Source organism: Gaiella occulta (assembly GCF_003351045.1).
Classification (GTDB): domain Bacteria; phylum Actinomycetota; class Thermoleophilia; order Gaiellales; family Gaiellaceae; genus Gaiella; species Gaiella occulta.
Genome location: NZ_QQZY01000005.1, coordinates 208452 through 225628, shown reverse-complemented (window position 1 = coordinate 225628; position 17177 = coordinate 208452). Strand labels below are relative to the sequence as shown.

Genomic DNA, 17177 nt, shown 5'->3' with positions numbered 1-17177 from the left:
GCGCCTTGACCGCGACAGCCGTGAACACACCGCGCAGCTTGTTGACAACGATCGTCGCGAGCGCCTCACCCTCGAGGTCCTCCGCAACGATCACGAGCGGCTTGCCCGCCTGGATCACCTGCTCCAGCACTGGGTCAAGTTCAAGTTCAACGAGCTCTCCGGCGCCCTCCTCAGCGTTCGTTGTCCGGGCGGTGGACGACGCAAAAGCCCATCGCCTCGATCCGGAACGACCGGTTGAACTTGCTGTACAGATTCTCGAGGCAGATCCACCCCGTAAGCTCAACGAGTCCCGCGTCCTCGAAGTGTCGGCGAATCCGCGCGAAGATGTCGTCATCGACGTCGCGGTCGCTGCGGGTCATCGCCTCCGCATACTCGAGGACGTCCTGTTCAAGCCCGCTGAAGCGAGAACTCTGCCGCCAATCCGGCACCTCGCCGAGTTTCGCCAAATCCGCGCCCGTATGCAGCAGCCCGGCTGCATTCAGGTCAATTCAGAACGGGCAGCCGTTGATCTGCGCGGTGCGCAGCCGGGCGAGCGAGACGAGCGCCGGCTCGACGTGGCCCGCGGCCGCCAGCGCCCCGTGGAGGGCTTGGATCGGCGGCAGGAGCGACGGCACGTGGGCCCAGATCCGCGTCGTGTTGAGCACGGAGCTGTAGTTGGCCACGTCGCCCTCGAGAAGCGCGTGTTGCTCAGGCGTGGCGTTCACCTCGTCAATCTCGGGAATCCTCGGCATGATGACCTCCCTTTCATAAGCGTTTGGGCGCTTCAGCGAATCGGTATCCGGAGAGAGCCACGAGCACGTGCGCACGCCTCAGGCGTCCAACCCTCGCTCGGCCACGATTCGAACGAGCTCCGTCCGCCGTTTGACGCCAAATTTCGAGAGTAGCCCGCTGACACAGAGCTTGATCGTGTGGTAGCTGAAATGAAGCGTCTCCGCGATCTCGGCGTTCGTGCGACCCTGGGCGATCATGCGCAGGACGATCATCTCGCGCTCGCTCAGGTCCGGCCCGGAGCGGGTGCGGCCTTGAGACGCGCTCGCCATCACGAGGTCTTCGGAGAGCCTCGGATCGAAGTAGGAACCATGCTCGTAGACATGGCGAACAACGTCGGGTAGTCGCCGCGTCGAAGCATCCTTGAGGATGTAGCCAACGGCTCCGGCTTCGACGCTTTCACGAAGCAGACCGACGCTGCCGTGGGCAGTGAACACGACCACACGAACGTCCGGGCAGCGGTGGCGCACGATCCTGCAGAGGTCGAAGCCGTTCTCGCTCGCGATCCGCAGGTCGAGAAGCAGGATGTTTGGTGCTCCCGTTTCGAGCAGCCGGAGCAGCTCGACACTCGAAGACGCGCCGCCCCAGTAGACGATGTCGCTGGTGCGTTGCGTCATCGCGTTGATGCCGTCCTGCACGATCATATGGTCGTCGACCACGCCAATAGTGATCATTCGGGCTCTCGGTGGCTGAGGGGAAGGCGGGCCTGAATCGAGAGGCCCCCGTCGTAGCGAACGATCACGAAAGACCCTCCCATCCGCCGTGCGATGCTCCGCATCTGGCGTAGGCCGAAGTGCCTCGAGTCCTGACTCATGCTTGCTTCGAGCACGTCGCTGCTTATGCCGTAGCCGTTGTCGGAGATGCGGATCGTTGCCGCGTCGTCGCTGACTTCGAGCGCGACCTCGACCTGCGACGCATTGGAATGCCGCTCCGAGTTCGCGATGGCCTCTTGGCCGATGCTCACAAGGGCGCTCGCGACGGCTGCAGGTAGTGCCGACCGAACAGCACCGGTCACGACGAACGACCGCTCGATGTCTCTCAGGCCGTGCCCGTACCGCAGCTGCTCGATGACTTCGCCGACCGAGGAGCTCTCGGCGAGCCCACCGTCATTCGCCATCCGCGTGATCTCCTCGCGGACCTTCTCGAGGCAAAGCTCCGCGGTACGACCGATCGCCTCCAATTGGTTTCGCACCGGCGAGTCGGTCGCCACCGCGAGGCCGGCCTCGGCGATGAACCCTATCTCCATGAGGTCACGGACAAGGGAGTCGTGGAGCTCGAACGCGAGACGCTCCTGCTCAAGCCGCCGCACTACCGCCATCCGGTGCTGCTCGGCTTCGGCCTGCCGGAGCGAGAGTGATGCGAACTCGGCAAATTCATCCAGCAGCGACGCATCGCTCTCCGTGAACGGCGTGATTTCCCGATTAGCCACGTAGAGGAGCCCGAGCAGGCTCCCGTCGGCAGCGACGAGTGGCGCGCACATGGCCGAATGGAGCCCCTCTCCCAGAGTCTCCTCAACCGGGGCCTGGCGCAGCCGCGGGTCCTCAGCATAGTTCAGGCTCCGAACAGCGCGCAGCGTCTCTCGGGCGAGGCCACCGAGGCCGGCACCAGGACCCATTCGCAGGCGACGGAAGGGACTCGTTCGGATGTTCACGAAGTTGGTGAAGACGAAGTCGCTGCCGTCTGCGTCGCTGCCGTCTGCGCCTGGCATCGAGACGTACGAGGACGCCGTCCCAAGGAGCGTGCGGGCCACAGTGACGATCGTCTGGAGGGCCTCAGGCACGGTCGGCGAATCAAGCTGTGCCACGGACATCGTCCGCAAGGCCCTCTGGACGTCCTGCCGCAGTCGGGTCGCGCCCTCGAGGCCTGCAAGGCGGTGCGCGCGGCTAATCTGCGACGAGAAGCGTGAGAGGAGCTCCTGATCGAGCGCCTTGCCTTCCTGTCTGGATGCGTGCATCCCCGCGATCAGCCAACCGCGCCCGGCGTCCTGGTCCCAGGGCAGAATCAGGGCCGCTGAGAGGTGAAGCGTGTAGTTGCGGATCGCCGACTCCAGGGTGACGTCGAAGCGCGACCTCGTCTGGCGTGATGCGAGCGCACCCTGCACTCGCAACGGCTCGTTCGGCAATGGAAGGCGCGTGTCGTCGTCTGCGCTCGCGGCGAGCACGTACGCGCCGGCCGACAATGGGCTCTGGTAGAGGACGAGCGCAACATCGAGCCCGAGCTGTGCGCGCACATCATCGACCAGGGGCGTCAGGCTCCTACGCACGGTGCGCGATCGACCTCCGTCGACGTGGCCCAGGCCTCTCACAGCCTTCGTTTCCATGGAATTCCTCCGCAGATGAGCTGGTCGGCCGAGCCTCGAGGCCCGGCCGACCATTACTCGACAACCCTAGTGCCAGCCGGAGTCGACAGGCGCCGGCTCGACTCCGCGGACATCCGGTTCGGCAAGCCCGGCACGGTCTGCGTCGTCGTCCACCCATGCTTTGGCGATCTCCTCGCAGGTGGCGAACCAGACGCCGTCCTTGCTCGAGATGTGCGCGATCAACTTCTCGAAGAACAACATGTGATGGGCCTGACCGATGATTTGCGGGTGAACGGCCGTGGCGTACACGCCATTCTCCACACGCTCGTACGCATAGTCGAAGATGTCACGCCACCTGCGATAGATCGTATCGGTGTCCTGCTGGCCCGGCTGGATACCTCCCACGTACGCGAGGGGCGGGAAGTCATCGAGGTACCAGTTGACCGGGATTTCGAGGACGTTGGCCATCTTGCCGGGAACGTTCGCCTTCTCCCAGTTGACCTGCCATCTACGCGGTCGATAGGGCACGAGGTCGCGGCCCATCAAGGAGCTGTCGTAGATGAAACCGAACTCCTCGACCAAGTCGAGCGTGTTCTCGCTGTAGTCCCAGTAGGGCGAGCGGTATCCGACCGGCTTGATGCCGAGCCGCTTGTCGTAGCTCGCGAAGGCGAGTTCGATGAGTCGCTTCTCGGTGTCGCGCTCGATCTTCGTCGGGTTCTCGTGGTAGTAGCCATGATGCCCGAATTCGTGTCCCTCGGCTTGAATGGCCTTGCAGGCGTCCGTGAACGTGTCGACGGTGTGCCCGGGTGTGAACCAGGTCGTTCGAATGCCGGCGCGCTTGAATGCCTCCAGCAGACGAGGCACTCCGACCACCGCACCGAATTCGCCACGCGCCATCATCGCCGGAGATGGATTGTTGAACGCTCCGAGCCAGAGGCTCTGGGCATCGAAGTCCACACCGAGGTTCACCGCGATTCGCTTACCAGGTGGGAGCTGTAGGTGACCCATCTTGAACCCTCCTCATTGGAAATAACAATCGTTGATTCAGAACGGTTGAAACTCGTGATATCGCTAGCGTGTGGCCTGCGCCCCCTCGAGGTGTGATGGCCACGAGACATAAAGGTCACGGCGCCGACGGCGGTCACGAAAGGTCGGTGCGGCGCCGTTCTCGCGGTTCTCGTAGAGTTTGTCCAGGTCGACCTCGCCACGAACAACCATCTCTTTGTTCGCATCTGCCTGAGCGACAATGCCGCTCGGCGTCCAGGGAACGTCACACGGCGACAGAATCGAACTCTGTGCCCAACCGTTCGGCAGGGTGCCCCCAGGCTGGCCGCCGGTGCAGCAGTGGACGAAGTAGACCTGGTTCTCGATCGCGCGTGCCTGCGCGCAGTGGCGCACACGCCAGAACCCGTACTCGGTGAACGTATAGGACGGGCACAGGATGATCTCCGCTCCCTGCTCGACAAGTGTGGTCGAGCACTCCGGGATTTCTGCCTCATAACAGATGTTGAGCCCGACCCTCGCAAACGGAAGGTCGAACGCATCAACCGACTCGCCCTCCTCGGTGTGCCAGTTCGACTCGGCCGGGAAGATGTGCGTCTTGACGTGCTCGAACACGAGACCCTCGGGGCCATAGACGTGGCCGATGTTGAGATAGCGCCCGTCGACCTCCATGAGATGCGAACCAGCAACGATGAACTGTGACCGCTCTTTCGCCTCGCTCTCGAAGAGACTCTTGTAGTCGCCCGTGTACTTATCGATGAGGGTCAGTTCCGTGGCGGGGGTGTTCTGCCAGTCGGCGAACGTCGTGAAGAGCTCTACCGTGAAGAGCTCGGGGAACAGGACGAGATCAGCTCCCTGGGCTCCGTCGAGCAGACCACGCACGTGGTCGGCGAACTCGTCGAAGCTCGCTACAGGACGAACGGCAAAGTTACAGGCGGCAATCGAGACGGTACGTGCCATGTCGTGCTCCTTCCGGTGTTTCGGTTGAGGCGGTACGTGACATGTCGTGCTTCTTCCGGTACTTCGACGGGGAAGGCACCCTGATCGGCTGGATTCGAGAGCACCTCCCTAGGCCGAACGCGTGGCTTCGGGAAGAGGTGGAGAGGCAAGGCTCGAGCCTTCGCCGGTGGGTGGCGCCCTTCGTCCCGACTTCCAAGACGCACGCCGCGATTCGTACTCCGAGCGACGCCTGCCGTACGAGTCGACCGCGATCGCGAAGATGATGATCGCGCCCTCGATGATCTGCTGGTAAAAGGTGTTCACTTGGAGGTGGTCGAAGGAGTTGCCGAGAATCGCGAGGATGGCGATGCCGACGGCGGTACGCCAGATCGCGCCCTCGCCGCCCGCCAGGGCGGTGCCACCGATGACGACGATGGTGATGACTTCCAACTCGATGCCAACGCCGACATCGGCCTGCGCCGAGCCGAGGCGTGAGGCTATGATCGCGCCGGCAAGCGCCGCACCCACGCCGGTGATCATGTACGTACTACCGCGCAGCACGCGCGTGCGCAGACCCGCGAGGCGGCTCGCCTCGTCACCTCCGCCGACGGCATAGATCGAGCGTCCGTAGACGGTCTTGGCCAGCACGAGTCCGCCCAGGATCAAGCCGACTACGAGGACGATCCCCGGGACGGGAACCACGCCCAGCTTGCCCTGGCCGATATCGGTGAAGTCCGGCTTGTCCACGATGATCGGCGTCGCGTTGGAGCCAACCTCGGCGATTCCTCTAATGATGAACCCCGCTCCGAGGGTCGCTACGAACGGGTTGACGTGCAATCGTGTGATGACGACGCCGATCAGCAGCCCGATTCCGGCGCCTGCCAGGAGTGTCAGGAACAGCGCGACCCACGTGTTGTTGTTTAGCGCTAGGGCCGCGAAGATGACGCCGCCGGCCGCGTACGTGCCGCCGATCGAGAGGTCAAAGCCACCGGAGATGATCACGTACGTCATTCCGATGGCCATCAGACCTTGCGGGGCCCATTGCAGAAGCAGGTTGAGCAGATTGGACTGGGTCAGGAAGTTCTTGTCGATCACCGCTGTGACGACGGCCATGCCCACGAGCACGACGACCATCCCGTAGCGCAGGAAGAGCGTCGGCAGGTCTGCCGCCAAACTGTTCATCGCGCTCAGGCGCGGGAATGAGTTCACGTTTCCTCCACGTCGAAGATGACCCGCAGGACGTCCGAGACGGCGAGTCCTGCGGCCGGAGCCTCCGCTACGACGCGTCCGCCGACAAGCGTCATCACGCGATCGCTGTGGCCGACCAATTCCTCGAGCTCAGACGAGACCATGACCACCCCAAGGCCTTGAGCGGCGAGCCAGTCGAGTAGCGTGAATACCTCTACCTTGGCACCGACATCGATACCGCGTGTTGGCTCGTCGACGAGCAGAACGCGCACTCCTCGGTCGATCCAACGGGCGATCAGCGCCTTCTGCTGATTACCGCCAGAGAGAGTCCGTACTGGTCGCGCGAGCACCTCGCTCTCGAGGGCTACGCGCTCGGCGCGTTCTCCGGCGGCCTCAAGCTCCTTTTGGCGCCGGAGGAGGCCGCCGCGCGCGACAGAGGCGAACGAGGACATGTTGATGTTGTCGAAGACGGGCATTCCCAGCACGAGGCCTTGAGACTTCCTGTCCTCGGGAACAAGTGCGATCCCGACCTGCAGTGACGCTCGGGGAGTGTGGGGCCAGCGCACGTGACGTCCATCGACTTCGAGCGACCCACTCGAGGCGGAGTCCATTCCCGCGAGCGCGCGAAGGAGTTCGGTCCTGCCGGAGCCCACGAGCCCCGCGATGCCTACGATCTCGCCGGCCCGAACCGTGAGGTCGACTTCCTCAAGGTGACCGGGAACGCGAATGCCCGTGGCCCGAAGGATCGCGTCGCCTGCCTGGCGCGTCCGGGATATCTGCGTCGACGCGGCCTTGCCGAGCATCGCGGTGACAAGCGCTGACTTCGTCCACTGTAGAGCCGAGCGCGTCTCGACCTTGCGGCCGTCGCGTAGGACAGTGACGGTGTGTGCAACGTTGAGCACTTCGTCAAGGTCGTGCGAGATGAAGATCACGGCCACACCACGGGACGAGAGACGGCCGACGACTTCATAGAGCGCCTCACGCTCATGTACTGCGAGAGACGCAGTCGGTTCGTCGAGAACGATGATCCTCGCATCCGACTCGAGTCCGCGCATTATCTCGAGCGCTTGCTGCTGGGCAACGGAGAGGAGACCCGCCTGCGCGGTAGCAGGAATCATGACGCCGAACTCCTCGCAAAGCTCCGCGAACCTGGCACGCATCCGGCGCTCCGCAAGGAACCCGCCTCGGGATTTCGTCTGACCCAGGAACACGTTGGCGACTGCCGTCATGGCTGGGATGATCGTCAGCTCTTGGTACACGGCGGCGATACCGAGCCGCCGGGCCTCGTTCGGGCCGTGGAAGTCCACCGGTTCACCGAAGATCGTGAGCGCGCCGGAACTAGCCTCGTGCGCACCGGTCAGGATTTTCAGAAGGGTCGACTTACCGGCGCCGTTCTCGCCCACAAGAGCATGAATCTCACCGATCGCCACCTCGAGGTCGACATCGACGAGTGCCTGGACACCGGGATATGCCTTGGACACGCCCGTGAGGCGAATGGCCGAGCCAGCCGGCACCCCGTCCTGCGGGGTACCGGCCGGACGGCGAACGGACGAGCCGCTTTCCACCATCGACGTCAGCGTTTCCTAGTACTCGGGTAGACCGATCGCGGTGTACTTGGCGATATTGGCCTTCGTCACAAACGGCGAGAGCCCCTTGAGCCTCGGATCCTTCGTGAGATCCCAGAACTGACCGACCGTTACGCCATTGAGGCTCTTGAGTTTGGAGAGCTGAGCGACAACGGCCTCCACGGCGCGATACTGCTCCTCGTAGGGGAGGTAGACCGCGGTCGACGCGACCGACCCCTCCCTAACGGCTTTGAACATCGTCTTGTCGCCGCCGAGGTCGTAGATCTTCACCTGACCGGTCTTGCCCGCGGCCTTAATCGCCGAAATCGCTCCCGGCGTCTGGCCGGCATAGTTCGAGAAGAGGAGCTTCAGATCAGGATGCGACTGAAGGATGTTCTGTGTCTTCGCGAGCGCGACGCTCGCCTGGTACTCCGTCGGCTGGAACGCAACCTGCTTCCAACCTGGGTACCTCGGATTGACCTGAGCGAGCACCTGCTTGGTACGGACAGAGTTCCCCTGCGTGATCGGTCCAACGAGAACCGCGAACTTTCCGCCCGCGGAGCTGGACTTGAAGCCCTCGGTCAGCCACTGCTTGTAGGCCGTTGGGCCCTGACCGCCGACGAAGATGGCCGTTCCGGGGTACGGCTTCTCGTACGCAGCCGTGCATGCGGGGACATTCGTGATGCCGACCACAAGCTTGGCTTTCAGAGCCGCCTTGACGGCCGAGCACAGTTGCTGGCTGTTGTTCGGTTCGAGCACGATGCCGTCGAAGGCCTTCTGAGCGATCGCGCCCATAACCTGGTTCAGCTGAAGTCCGCCGTCGAACTTGCCGTCGTAGACCTTGATTGAAGCGCCGTACTTGGCGGCGGCGTCCTTGGCACCCTTCATCCCCGCGAGGAGATAGGTGTTGTTCCCACCGACGGAGAAGAATGCGAGCCGAAGCCCCTTCTTCGGTCCGGCCGCGTTGCCGGCATATGACGCAGCAACCGCGCTCATCGCAATGACCGCGATCAGCGCCGCCGAAAGCGCCGTGACACGCCAACGCGTTGGCTTCACCATCATGCGTTCCTCCTGACCCTGTTGGTTGACATCCGCGACGGCAACGACCTACGCTTTCCACAAAGGCGACCGATGTTCGGCGGAACCGCCGTCAATGGCTGTCCCCGTACGAGCTCCGGTCGAGAATCGACAAGCGTCGCCCCCAACCGGTATAACGGCACAATTATCGAGCGACATTTTCGCGCAACACATTTGTCGAGCGATATTGCTTGCCCTCTACAACTGTTCATCTATATTGGTAGCGCGATATGCTCGTCATAGGATGCACGATCGTAGTGCGGAGGATGCATCGAAAACAAGTATTTTGCCCCTTGCTATAGAAAGTCGGCTAACGATCATTAGCCGACTTTCTGAACCGGTTCCCAGTTCGGATCCACGGGCGATTCGCGCGGACGAAAGTCAAAGGGATGCGGGGCACAACGACGAGGGGGCCGGCTCGCGCCGGCCCCCTCGGGTTCCATTCAACAGAGCCGCGTCAGCGGGCCTGCTTACATCATGCCGCCCATGCCGCCCATGTCGGGCATGCCGCCGCCGCCGCTGTTCTTCTCGGGGGCGTCGACGACGATCGCCTCGGTGGTGAGGATGTTCTTCGCGATCGACGCGGCGTTCTGCAGCGCCGAGCGCGTCACCATGGTCGGATCGATGATGCCCTGCTTGACGAGATCCTCGATCTCGCCCGTGTCGACGTTGAGGCCCTGGCCCTTCTTGGCCGAGCGCACCTTGTCGACGACGACCGAGCCCTCGAGGCCCGCGTTGTAGGAGAGCTGGCGCAGCGGCTCCTCGAGCGAGCGCAGGATGATGTTCGCGCCCGTCTTCTCGTCGCCCTCGAGCTTGCCGAGCGCATCCCGCACCGTGTCCGCCGCGTTCAGCAGCGCAACACCGCCGCCCGGCACGATGCCCTCCTCCAGAGCAGCCCGCGTCGCCTGCAACGCATCCTCGACGCGATGCTTCTTCTCCTTCATCTCCGTCTCGGTGGCAGCGCCGACCTTGACCACCGCAACGCCGCCGGCGAGCTTCGCCAGCCGCTCCTGCAGCTTCTCGCGGTCGAAGTCCGAGTCGGTGTTCTCGATCTCGCCCTTGAGCTGCTTGATGCGGGCCTTGATCGCGTCCGCGTCACCGGCACCGTCGATGATCGTCGTCGAGTCCTTGTCGACGACGACCTTGCGGGCACGGCCGAGCTGCGAGAGCTTCGTGTTCTCGAGCTTGAGGCCCATCTCCTCGGTGATCACCTCGCCGCCCGAGAGGATCGCGATGTCCTCGAGCATGCGCTTGCGGCGATCGCCGAAGCCCGGCGCCTTGACCGCGACAGCCGTGAACACACCGCGCAGCTTGTTGACAACGATCGTCGCGAGCGCCTCACCCTCGAGGTCCTCCGCAACGATCACGAGCGGCTTGCCCGCCTGGATCACCTGCTCCAGGATCGGGAGCAGATCCTTGACCGCGCCGATCTTCTGGTTCGCGATCAGGATGTACGGATCATCGAGCACGGCCTCCATACGCTCGGCGTCGGTGATCATGTAGGGCGACAGGTAGCCCTTGTCGAACTGCATGCCCTCCGTGAACTCGAGGTCGAGGCCGAACGTCTGGCCCTCCTCGACGTTCACGACGCCGTCCTTGCCGACCTTCTCGATCGCGTCGGCGATGACGTCGCCGATCTCGCGCTCGCGCGACGAGATGGTGGCGACCCGGGCGATGTCCTCCTTGCCCGAGATCTCCGTCGACTGCGCCTTCAGGTCGTCGACGACCGCTGCCACGGCCTTCTCGATGCCGCGCTTGAGACCCATCGGGTTCGCGCCCGCGGCCACGTTCTTCAGGCCCTCGCGGACGATCGCCTGGGCGAGCACCGTCGCCGTCGTCGTGCCGTCGCCGGCAACGTCGTTGGTCGCCGTGGCGACCTCGCGGACGAGCTGGGCGCCCTGATTCTCGAACGGGTCCTCGACGTCGATCTCACGGGCGATCGTGACGCCGTCGTTCGTGATCGTCGGCGCGCCGAACTTCTTGTCCAGCACGACGTAGCGGCCCTTCGGTCCGAGCGTCACCTTGACCGCGTCGGCGAGGATGTTCACGCCACGCTCGAGCGAGCGGCGCGCGTCCTCGTTGAACTTGAGCTCCTTGTGAGCCATCTGTTTTCGTTCCTCCTGTGATTCTCTAGACGGCCGCGCGGTCGCCGACGACCTTGGCCAGGACGTCGGACTCGCGCAGGATCAGGACCTCGTCGGCGCCCACCTTGATCTCGGTGCCGCCGTACTTGGAGAAGATGACCTCGTCACCCTCCTCGACGTCCATCTTGATGTACTCCCCGTCCTCGTCGCGCGAGCCGGGGCCGACCGCGAGGACCTTGCCGCGCTGCGGCTTCTCCTTCGCGGTGTCAGGCAGCACGATGCCGCTCACGGTCGTCTCCTCCTCTTCGAGGACCTCGACGATGAGGCGGTCACCAAGGGGCTGCAGGTTCATGCACGTGCCTCCCTGTGAAACATGGGTTGATGTGCCGTAACGCGTTGGCACTCACACATCGAGAGTGCCAACGGAGACGATAGCACAGCATCTCGCATCGAGACCAGCACACATGAGTCCTGGTGGCTCAGATCTCGGCGCCCGCCGCGCCGGCCGCTCCCCTCCCCGACGCTCTATAGCTCCGGCCCGACGCTCTATAGTTCCGGGCGCCCGTGCCGACGTTCGCGCTCAACTTCTACTCGCCCGTCGTGGCCGACCAGCTGCGCACCGGCCGCAAGACGGCGACGATCCGCCTCGGCGACAAGTCGCCGAAGTACAAGAAGGGCATGATCGTGACGGTGCTCGTGGGAACGCGCTACGGGCAGCGCGAGAAGATCTTCGACGCCGTCATCGACAAGGTCGACGTGAAGCGGCTCGGCGACCTGTCGCCGCGCGAGATCGAGCACGACAATCCGGAGATCCGGCGCGCCGACGAGCTCGCCCGCTGGCTCGGCCAGCTCTACAACCGCGCGGTGTCCGAGGACGACACCGTCACCGTGATCCGCTTCTCGCAGATCATCGGCAGCATGTTCTAACCCCGTCGTCCCCGCACCGGCCTCCTTTCCTTCGGCCACCGGGCGCGCCGAGCGTCGTGCAGCCTCCCGGCCGGCAAGGCGCGCTAGCGCCCGGCCTTGCGGATCGGCACCCCGAAGAGCTCGGGCGGGCGCACCTCCGCCCCGCACTCCTCGCACTCGACGAGGAACGCCGAGGGGAAGCGCGCGTCGCAGGCGGGGCAGCGGCGGCGCATCTCGGCCGCGCACTGCGGGCACGCAAGCGGGATCTCGTCCTCGAGCTCGACGAAGTACCGCAGCGTGAAGCCGCAGCCGACGCAGAACGCCGCCCAGTCGCCGAGCGTCTTGCGGCGCTCCTCCTGGATCCAGTTGCGCTTCGCCACGAGGCGAGCGTAGACGATCGCGCGGGCGCGACCGGAGAAGACCGTCCGACGGAGGGACATGGCCGCCTGACCGACACGGTAGAGTGCAGCCGACCGACCGACGCCCGAAGGGGAGCCATGGCTGTGAGGGAAGCGGAGCCCGTCGGCTCGCTGCAGGAAGTCAAGGATGCCGGCCTCGATCGCGAGGATCTCCTCGGCATCTACCGCAACATGCTGATCACGCGCGGGGTCGAAGAGCGCGGGCACATCCTCTACAAGCAGGGCAAGATCCCGGGCTCCTTCTACACGGGGCGCGGCAACGAGGCGTCGGCGGTCGGCGTCGCCACCGCGATGGGCGCCGACGACGTGGGCTGCCCGCTGCAGCGCGACATGGGCGTCCACATCACGCGCGGCGTCGAGCCGTGGCGGATCTTCGCCCAGTACATGGGACGGGTCGACGGTCCGACGCACGGCCGCGACGGCAACGTCCACCTCGGCGACGCGAATCTCGGCCTGCACGCGATGGTCAGCCACCTGCCGGCGATGCTGCCCGTGGCGGTCGGGATGGGGCTGGCGTTCCGGATCCGCGAGGAGCGACGCGTCGCGGTCGCCTGGTGCGGCGAAGGCGCCTCCGCACGCGGCGACGCCCACGAGGGCATGAACCTCGCCGGCGTGCGCAGGCTGCCGGTCGTGTTCGTGATCGACAACAACCAGTGGGCGTACTCCACGCCCACGTATCTCGAGTACGCGGTCGAGCACCTCGCCGACCGCGCGGCGGCCTACGGGTTCGACGGCGTCGTCGTCGACGGCACCGACGTGCTCGCGGTCTACCGCGAGGCAAGGCGCGCGATCGAGAAGGCGCGCGAGGGCGGCGGACCGACGCTGATCGAGTCGCTGACGCTCCGCATGGAGGGCCACGCCGTCCACGACGACGCGTTCTACGTGCCGAGGGAGATGTTCGAGGAGTGGGCGCGGCGTGACCCGATCGAGCGCTACCGCACCTGGCTGCGCGACAACGCGTCGATGAGCGACGACGAGGAGGACGAGATCACCGCCGGCGTCAAGCGGCTCCTGCACGAGTCGATCGAGCGCGCGGAAGCGTCGCCGCTCCCGGATCCCGCCACGCTGCTCGACGGCGTCTTCGCCGAGCAGGACGAGCTCGAGACCCCCCACCACAAGTGAGCCGCTGATGCCCGAGAAGACCTATCTGCAGGCGATCAGCGACGGACTGCGGCAGGAGATGCGCCGCGACCAGCGCGTGTTCGTGCTCGGCGAGGACGTCGGCGTGTACGGCGGCGCGTTCAAGGTGACGCTCGGCTTCCAGGAGGAGTTCGGCCCCTGGCGGGTGATCGACATGCCGCTCTCGGAGACCGCGATCGTCGCCGGCGCGACCGGGTGCGCCCTCATGGGCCTGCGTCCGGTGGCCGAGATGCAGTTCGCCGACTTCGTCTCGTGCGCGTGGGATCACCTCGTCACCGTGGCCGCGAAGCAGCGCTACCGCGCCGGCACGCCGATCCCGATCGTGCTGCGGCTGCCGTCGGGCGGCGGCTTCTCGGGAGGGCCGTTCCACTCCCAGAATCCCGAGAGCACGTTCGCCCACATCCCGGGGCTGAAGATCGTCTGCCCGGCCACCCCCGAGGACGCGAAGGGGCTGCTCGTGAGCGCGATCGAGGATCCGAATCCCGTGCTCTTCTTCGAGCACAAGCACCTGTACCGCCGCATCAAGGGCGAGGTTCCCGACGAGCGCTACGCGACGCCGCTCGGCAAGGCGCGCGTGCATCGGCCCGGCGACGACGTCACCGTCGTCACCTGGGGCGCGATGGTCTACACGGCGCAGAGCGCGGCGGAGAAGCTCGAAGCGGACGGCGTCTCGGTCGAGGTGCTCGACCTGCGCACGCTCATCCCGTGGGACCGCGAGGCGGTGCTTGCCAGCGCGCGGCGCACGTCGAAGGTCCTGGTGCTGCACGAGGACACGAAGACGGGCGGCTTCGGCGCGGAGATCGCGGCGACGATCGCCGAGGAGGCATTCGAGCATCTCGACGGCCCGGTGCGGCGCATCGCGGCGCCGGACGCGCCTGTTCCGTTCTCGCCTCCACTCGAGAAGGCGTACATACCCCAGGTCGACGACGTGGTCGCGGGCCTCAGGGCGCTCGCGGCCTACTAGGAGGAGACAGCGTGGCAACGGGAACCCAGATCGACGTGGTGATGCCCCAGATGGGCGTCTCCGTGTCCGAGGGAACGATCACGAAGTGGCTCAAGCAGCCGGGCGAGGCGGTGGCCCAGGACGAGCCGCTGCTCGAGATCTCGACCGACAAGGTGGACACGGAGGTGCCGAGCCCCGGGGCCGGCGTCGTCGCGGAGATCCTCGTCGGCGAAGGCGAGACGGTCGAGGTCGGCACACGGCTCGCCGTGATCGTGCCGGAGGGTGGTGCCGCTCCCGCGGACGCGCCCGCCGCAGCGCCCGCAGCGCCCGCAGCGCCCGCAGAGCCCGCAGCGGCCGCCCCGGCTCCCGCAGCAGCGGCCGCGCCGGCTGCGCTTCCGGCACAGGCGCCCGCAGGCGGCGGCAACGGCCGCACGTTCGTCTCCCCGGTCGTCGCGCGCATCGCCGCCGAGCATGGGATCGATCCCGGCGCCGTGCCGGGCACCGGCACGGGCGGCCGCGTCACGAAGAGGGACATCCTCGCCTACGTGGAGTCGGGGGCGGCAGCCGCGGCGGCGGCACCTGTGACGCCTGTGGCACCTGCTCCTGCCGCGGCCGCTCCTGCGGCTCCGGCGACGGCGCCCGCAGCACCCGCGGCGGCTACCCCGGCTGCGCCCGCCGTCCCGCTGCAGCAGGGCGAGGTCGAGGAGCCGATGACGGCGATGCGCCGCGGCGTGATGGAGCACATGCGACGCTCGCTCGACACCTCCGCCCACGTGACGAGCGCGATCGAGGTCGACATGTCGAGGGTCGTGGCTGCGCGCGAGCGGCTGAAGAAGGAGTACCAGTCCGCCTACGGCGTCAACCCGACCTACCTGGCCTTCATCGCCCGGGCGACGGTCGACACGCTGAAGGACTACCCGTGGATCAACGCCGAGATCCGGGGCGAGAAGATCGTCACCCGCTCCTACGTCAACCTCGGCATCGCGGTCGCCCTCGAGGAGGGCAAGGGCCTGATCGTGCCGGTGATCAGGAACGCACAGGACATGAACCTGCTCGGCATGGCGCGCGCGATCGCCGACATCGCACAGCGGGCCCGCACGAAGAAGCTGCTTCCCGACGACGTCCAGGGGGGCACCTTCACGATCACGAACCCGGGCGGCTACGGCACGTTCCACGGCACGCCGATCATCAGCCAGCCGCAGGTCGGCATCCTCGGCACCTACGCGCTCGTGAAGCGGCCGTGGGTCGTGCAGGACGAGCTCGGCCAGGACGTGATCGCGATCCGTCCGCTCATGAACATCACGCTGACCTACGACCACCGCCTCGTGGACGGCGCCTACAGCGGCGCATTCCTGCGCGACCTGCGCACGCGGCTCGAAGAGTGGGACGAGCCGGCCTGACGGTGACCGGCGCCTACCTGCTCGACGCGGGCCTCGTCCCGTACGCCGAGGCCCTCGACTTGCAGCGCTCGCTCGCGGCCGCCGTCTCGCAGCGGGCGATCCCGGACACCGTGATCCTGCTCGAGCACCCGCCCGTCGTGACGGCGGGTCGTCGCACCGACGAGGCGACAGAGCTCCACATTCCCGACGGCACGCCGGTCGACGTCGTCGAGACGGATCGCGGGGGGAAGTCGACCTACCACGCGCCGGGCCAGCTCGTCTGCTACCCGATCCTCGATCTCAACCGGCACGGCAAGGACGTGAAGAAGTACGTGCGCGACCTCGAGGAGGCGCTGTTGAAGACGCTCGCGGCGTTCTCACTGGAGGGTGAGAGGATCGAAGGCCTGACGGGTGTCTGGATGACGAAGCCGCCGCGAAAGATCGCGTCGATCGGCGTGCACGTCTCGCGCTGGGTGACGACCCACGGCTACGCGCTCAACGTCGACCTCGACCCGGCGCCCTTCACGGAGTGGATCACGGCCTGCGGCCTCGAGGATGCGCAGTTCACGACCATGAGCCGCGAGCTCGGGCGCACCGTGTCGGTCGCCGAGGTCAAGCCGGCGGCGGTCGGGACGCTGGGGGAGGTGTTCGGGTTGACGTTCGAGACGCTGCCGGCCGATGACGGCGCCGGGCTCTGGTCGCAGCCGGTGCACGAGAAGCTCGCCGCCCGCTGAATTCGAGCGCGGCGCGCAGTCGGCACAGAGTCGACTCGAAGTTGTGACATAATGAGTGCCATAATGGCGCGCATGAGCCGCACGACGATCATGGCCGACGAGGCCTTGCTGGACGAGCTGCGCGAGATCGCGAAGGACGAAGGCATCTCCCTCGGCGAGGTGATTCGTCAGGGGCTCGAGTGGCGGGCAAGAGGCCGACGGCGCGTCCCCAGCTTCATCGGGGCCTTCGCATCGGGACACAGTGATACGTCGGCGCGTGTGGACGAGCTGATCGCCGAGTACATCCGTGAGAAGCACGCTTGTCGCTGATACGGGCGTCGTGTACGCCGCGCTCGACCGGGACGACGCTGCTCATGATGCTTGTGCACAGCTCCTCGCGTCGGGTGTCACCGTCGCGATGCCCGCCTCCGTGGCCGTCGAGCTCGACTGGCTTGCACGCACGCGAGGGGCGCGCGGGGCGTCGGCGCTCCTTCTCAGAAGCATCCTCGACGGATCGGTGCTCGTGGTCAACCTGGACCGCGAGGACTACGAGCGAGCGCTCTATCTCATGATCCAGTATTCGGAACTCCCACTCGACCTCGTCGACGCCTCTGTGATCGCAATCGCGGAGCGCCTGGAACAGGACACGATCGCGACGCTCGACCGCCGGCACTTCTCCGTTGTGCGCCCAATCCACATCGACTCGTTCGCGCTCGTCCCGTGACGGGCCCTCTCGCCGTGGCCGTACACTGACG

Annotated in this window: 19 protein-coding genes and 1 pseudogene; 7 read left to right on the top strand and 13 right to left on the bottom strand. The window is 65.9% G+C overall.

Annotated features, from left to right (window positions below; all coding sequences use genetic code 11):
* The 12 genes and pseudogenes from Gocc_RS17130 to groES form a co-directional block, all read right to left on the bottom strand.
* Positions 1-142, bottom strand: a pseudogene (locus Gocc_RS17130) (hypothetical protein); the annotation flags it as partial.
* Between the two features lie 28 nt (positions 143-170).
* Entirely contained in the window at positions 171-446 is a 276-nt protein-coding gene (locus Gocc_RS16270; protein WP_181813620.1) for a carboxymuconolactone decarboxylase family protein, read from the bottom strand.
* Positions 447-488: 42 nt separating this feature from the next.
* Positions 489-704 (bottom strand): hypothetical protein, encoded by a 216-nt coding sequence (locus tag Gocc_RS11550; protein ID WP_114796706.1) that lies wholly within the window; start codon positions 702-704, stop codon positions 489-491.
* A gap of 105 nt (positions 705-809) precedes the next feature.
* Positions 810-1442, bottom strand: a complete 633-nt coding sequence (locus Gocc_RS11545; protein WP_114796705.1) for a response regulator — start codon at positions 1440-1442, stop codon at positions 810-812.
* Positions 1439-3088: a GAF domain-containing sensor histidine kinase gene (locus Gocc_RS11540; RefSeq protein WP_181813618.1), complete on the bottom strand. Its 1650-nt coding sequence runs from the start codon at positions 3086-3088 to the stop codon at positions 1439-1441. Before Gocc_RS11540 ends, Gocc_RS11545 begins: the two co-directional genes overlap by 4 nt.
* Positions 3089-3154: 66 nt before the next feature.
* Complete coding sequence (locus Gocc_RS11535; RefSeq protein ID WP_114796703.1) at positions 3155-4075, bottom strand: polysaccharide deacetylase family protein; 921 nt, start codon at positions 4073-4075, stop codon at positions 3155-3157.
* Between the two features lie 63 nt (positions 4076-4138).
* Positions 4139-5029 carry a carbon-nitrogen hydrolase family protein gene (locus tag Gocc_RS11530; protein ID WP_114796702.1) on the bottom strand — a complete coding sequence of 297 codons (891 nt, stop codon included), beginning with the start codon at positions 5027-5029 and terminating at the stop codon, positions 4139-4141.
* 108 nt (positions 5030-5137) lie between these two features.
* Complete coding sequence (locus Gocc_RS11525) at positions 5138-6217, bottom strand: ABC transporter permease (protein WP_147281285.1); 1080 nt, start codon at positions 6215-6217, stop codon at positions 5138-5140.
* Positions 6214-7677 carry a sugar ABC transporter ATP-binding protein gene (locus Gocc_RS11520; RefSeq protein WP_220150587.1) on the bottom strand — a complete coding sequence of 488 codons (1464 nt, stop codon included), beginning with the start codon at positions 7675-7677 and terminating at the stop codon, positions 6214-6216. Before Gocc_RS11520 ends, Gocc_RS11525 begins: the two co-directional genes overlap by 4 nt.
* Before the next feature lie 102 nt (positions 7678-7779).
* Positions 7780-8823 carry a sugar ABC transporter substrate-binding protein gene (locus tag Gocc_RS11515; protein WP_114796699.1) on the bottom strand — a complete coding sequence of 348 codons (1044 nt, stop codon included), beginning with the start codon at positions 8821-8823 and terminating at the stop codon, positions 7780-7782.
* A 485-nt stretch (positions 8824-9308) separates the two neighbouring features.
* Positions 9309-10943 (bottom strand): chaperonin GroEL, encoded by a 1635-nt coding sequence (groL, locus tag Gocc_RS11510; protein WP_114796698.1) that lies wholly within the window; start codon positions 10941-10943, stop codon positions 9309-9311.
* A 25-nt stretch (positions 10944-10968) separates the two neighbouring features.
* On the bottom strand, positions 10969-11274 hold the full coding sequence (gene groES, locus Gocc_RS11505; protein ID WP_114796697.1) for a co-chaperone GroES: 306 nt from the start codon (positions 11272-11274) through the stop codon (positions 10969-10971).
* 212 nt (positions 11275-11486) lie between these two features.
* Here groES and Gocc_RS11500 point away from each other — a divergent pair, with 212 nt between their 5' ends.
* Positions 11487-11849, top strand: coding sequence for an ASCH domain-containing protein (locus tag Gocc_RS11500; protein ID WP_114796696.1), 363 nt, complete (start codon positions 11487-11489; stop codon positions 11847-11849).
* Between the two features lie 83 nt (positions 11850-11932).
* Here the strand turns inward: Gocc_RS11500 and Gocc_RS11495 are convergent, their stop codons facing one another.
* Entirely contained in the window at positions 11933-12208 is a 276-nt protein-coding gene (locus tag Gocc_RS11495) for a hypothetical protein (protein WP_147281284.1), read from the bottom strand.
* Positions 12209-12325: 117 nt separating this feature from the next.
* On the opposite strand from Gocc_RS11495, the gene Gocc_RS11490 reads away from it, so the two are divergent.
* The 6 genes from Gocc_RS11490 to Gocc_RS11465 all read left to right on the top strand — a co-directional run bounded on the left by Gocc_RS11490 (position 12326) and on the right by Gocc_RS11465 (position 17146).
* The gene (locus Gocc_RS11490) at positions 12326-13369 is read left to right on the top strand and encodes a thiamine pyrophosphate-dependent dehydrogenase E1 component subunit alpha (RefSeq protein ID WP_220150586.1); all 1044 of its coding nucleotides are present in this window, start codon (positions 12326-12328) and stop codon (positions 13367-13369) included.
* A 7-nt stretch (positions 13370-13376) separates the two neighbouring features.
* Positions 13377-14351: an alpha-ketoacid dehydrogenase subunit beta gene (locus Gocc_RS11485; protein ID WP_114796694.1), complete on the top strand. Its 975-nt coding sequence runs from the start codon at positions 13377-13379 to the stop codon at positions 14349-14351.
* A gap of 11 nt (positions 14352-14362) precedes the next feature.
* Positions 14363-15730: a dihydrolipoamide acetyltransferase family protein gene (locus tag Gocc_RS11480; protein WP_220150585.1), complete on the top strand. Its 1368-nt coding sequence runs from the start codon at positions 14363-14365 to the stop codon at positions 15728-15730.
* Complete coding sequence (lipB, locus tag Gocc_RS11475) at positions 15712-16443, top strand: lipoyl(octanoyl) transferase LipB (protein ID WP_220150584.1); 732 nt, start codon at positions 15712-15714, stop codon at positions 16441-16443. Before Gocc_RS11480 ends, lipB begins: the two co-directional genes overlap by 19 nt.
* A gap of 72 nt (positions 16444-16515) precedes the next feature.
* The gene (locus Gocc_RS11470) at positions 16516-16752 is read left to right on the top strand and encodes a ribbon-helix-helix protein, CopG family (protein ID WP_181813617.1); all 237 of its coding nucleotides are present in this window, start codon (positions 16516-16518) and stop codon (positions 16750-16752) included.
* Entirely contained in the window at positions 16730-17146 is a 417-nt protein-coding gene (locus tag Gocc_RS11465) for a PIN domain-containing protein (RefSeq protein ID WP_114796692.1), read from the top strand. The genes Gocc_RS11470 and Gocc_RS11465 overlap by 23 nt, the downstream gene beginning before the upstream one ends.
* Positions 17147-17177: the final 31 nt, after the last annotated feature.

Coding starts and splice junctions, on each gene's coding strand:
- Gocc_RS11545 (WP_114796705.1), bottom strand. CDS start 1,442: ATGATCACTATTGGCGTGGTCGACGACCATATGATCGTGCAGGACGGC.
- Gocc_RS11540 (WP_181813618.1), bottom strand. CDS start 3,088: ATGGAAACGAAGGCTGTGAGAGGCCTGGGCCACGTCGACGGAGGTCGA.
- Gocc_RS11535 (WP_114796703.1), bottom strand. CDS start 4,075: ATGGGTCACCTACAGCTCCCACCTGGTAAGCGAATCGCGGTGAACCTC.
- Gocc_RS11530 (WP_114796702.1), bottom strand. CDS start 5,029: ATGGCACGTACCGTCTCGATTGCCGCCTGTAACTTTGCCGTTCGTCCT.
- Gocc_RS11515 (WP_114796699.1), bottom strand. CDS start 8,823: ATGATGGTGAAGCCAACGCGTTGGCGTGTCACGGCGCTTTCGGCGGCG.
- groL (WP_114796698.1), bottom strand. CDS start 10,943: ATGGCTCACAAGGAGCTCAAGTTCAACGAGGACGCGCGCCGCTCGCTC.
- groES (WP_114796697.1), bottom strand. CDS start 11,274: ATGAACCTGCAGCCCCTTGGTGACCGCCTCATCGTCGAGGTCCTCGAA.
- Gocc_RS11490 (WP_220150586.1), top strand. CDS start 12,326: ATGGCTGTGAGGGAAGCGGAGCCCGTCGGCTCGCTGCAGGAAGTCAAG.
- Gocc_RS11485 (WP_114796694.1), top strand. CDS start 13,377: ATGCCCGAGAAGACCTATCTGCAGGCGATCAGCGACGGACTGCGGCAG.
- Gocc_RS11470 (WP_181813617.1), top strand. CDS start 16,516: ATGAGCCGCACGACGATCATGGCCGACGAGGCCTTGCTGGACGAGCTG.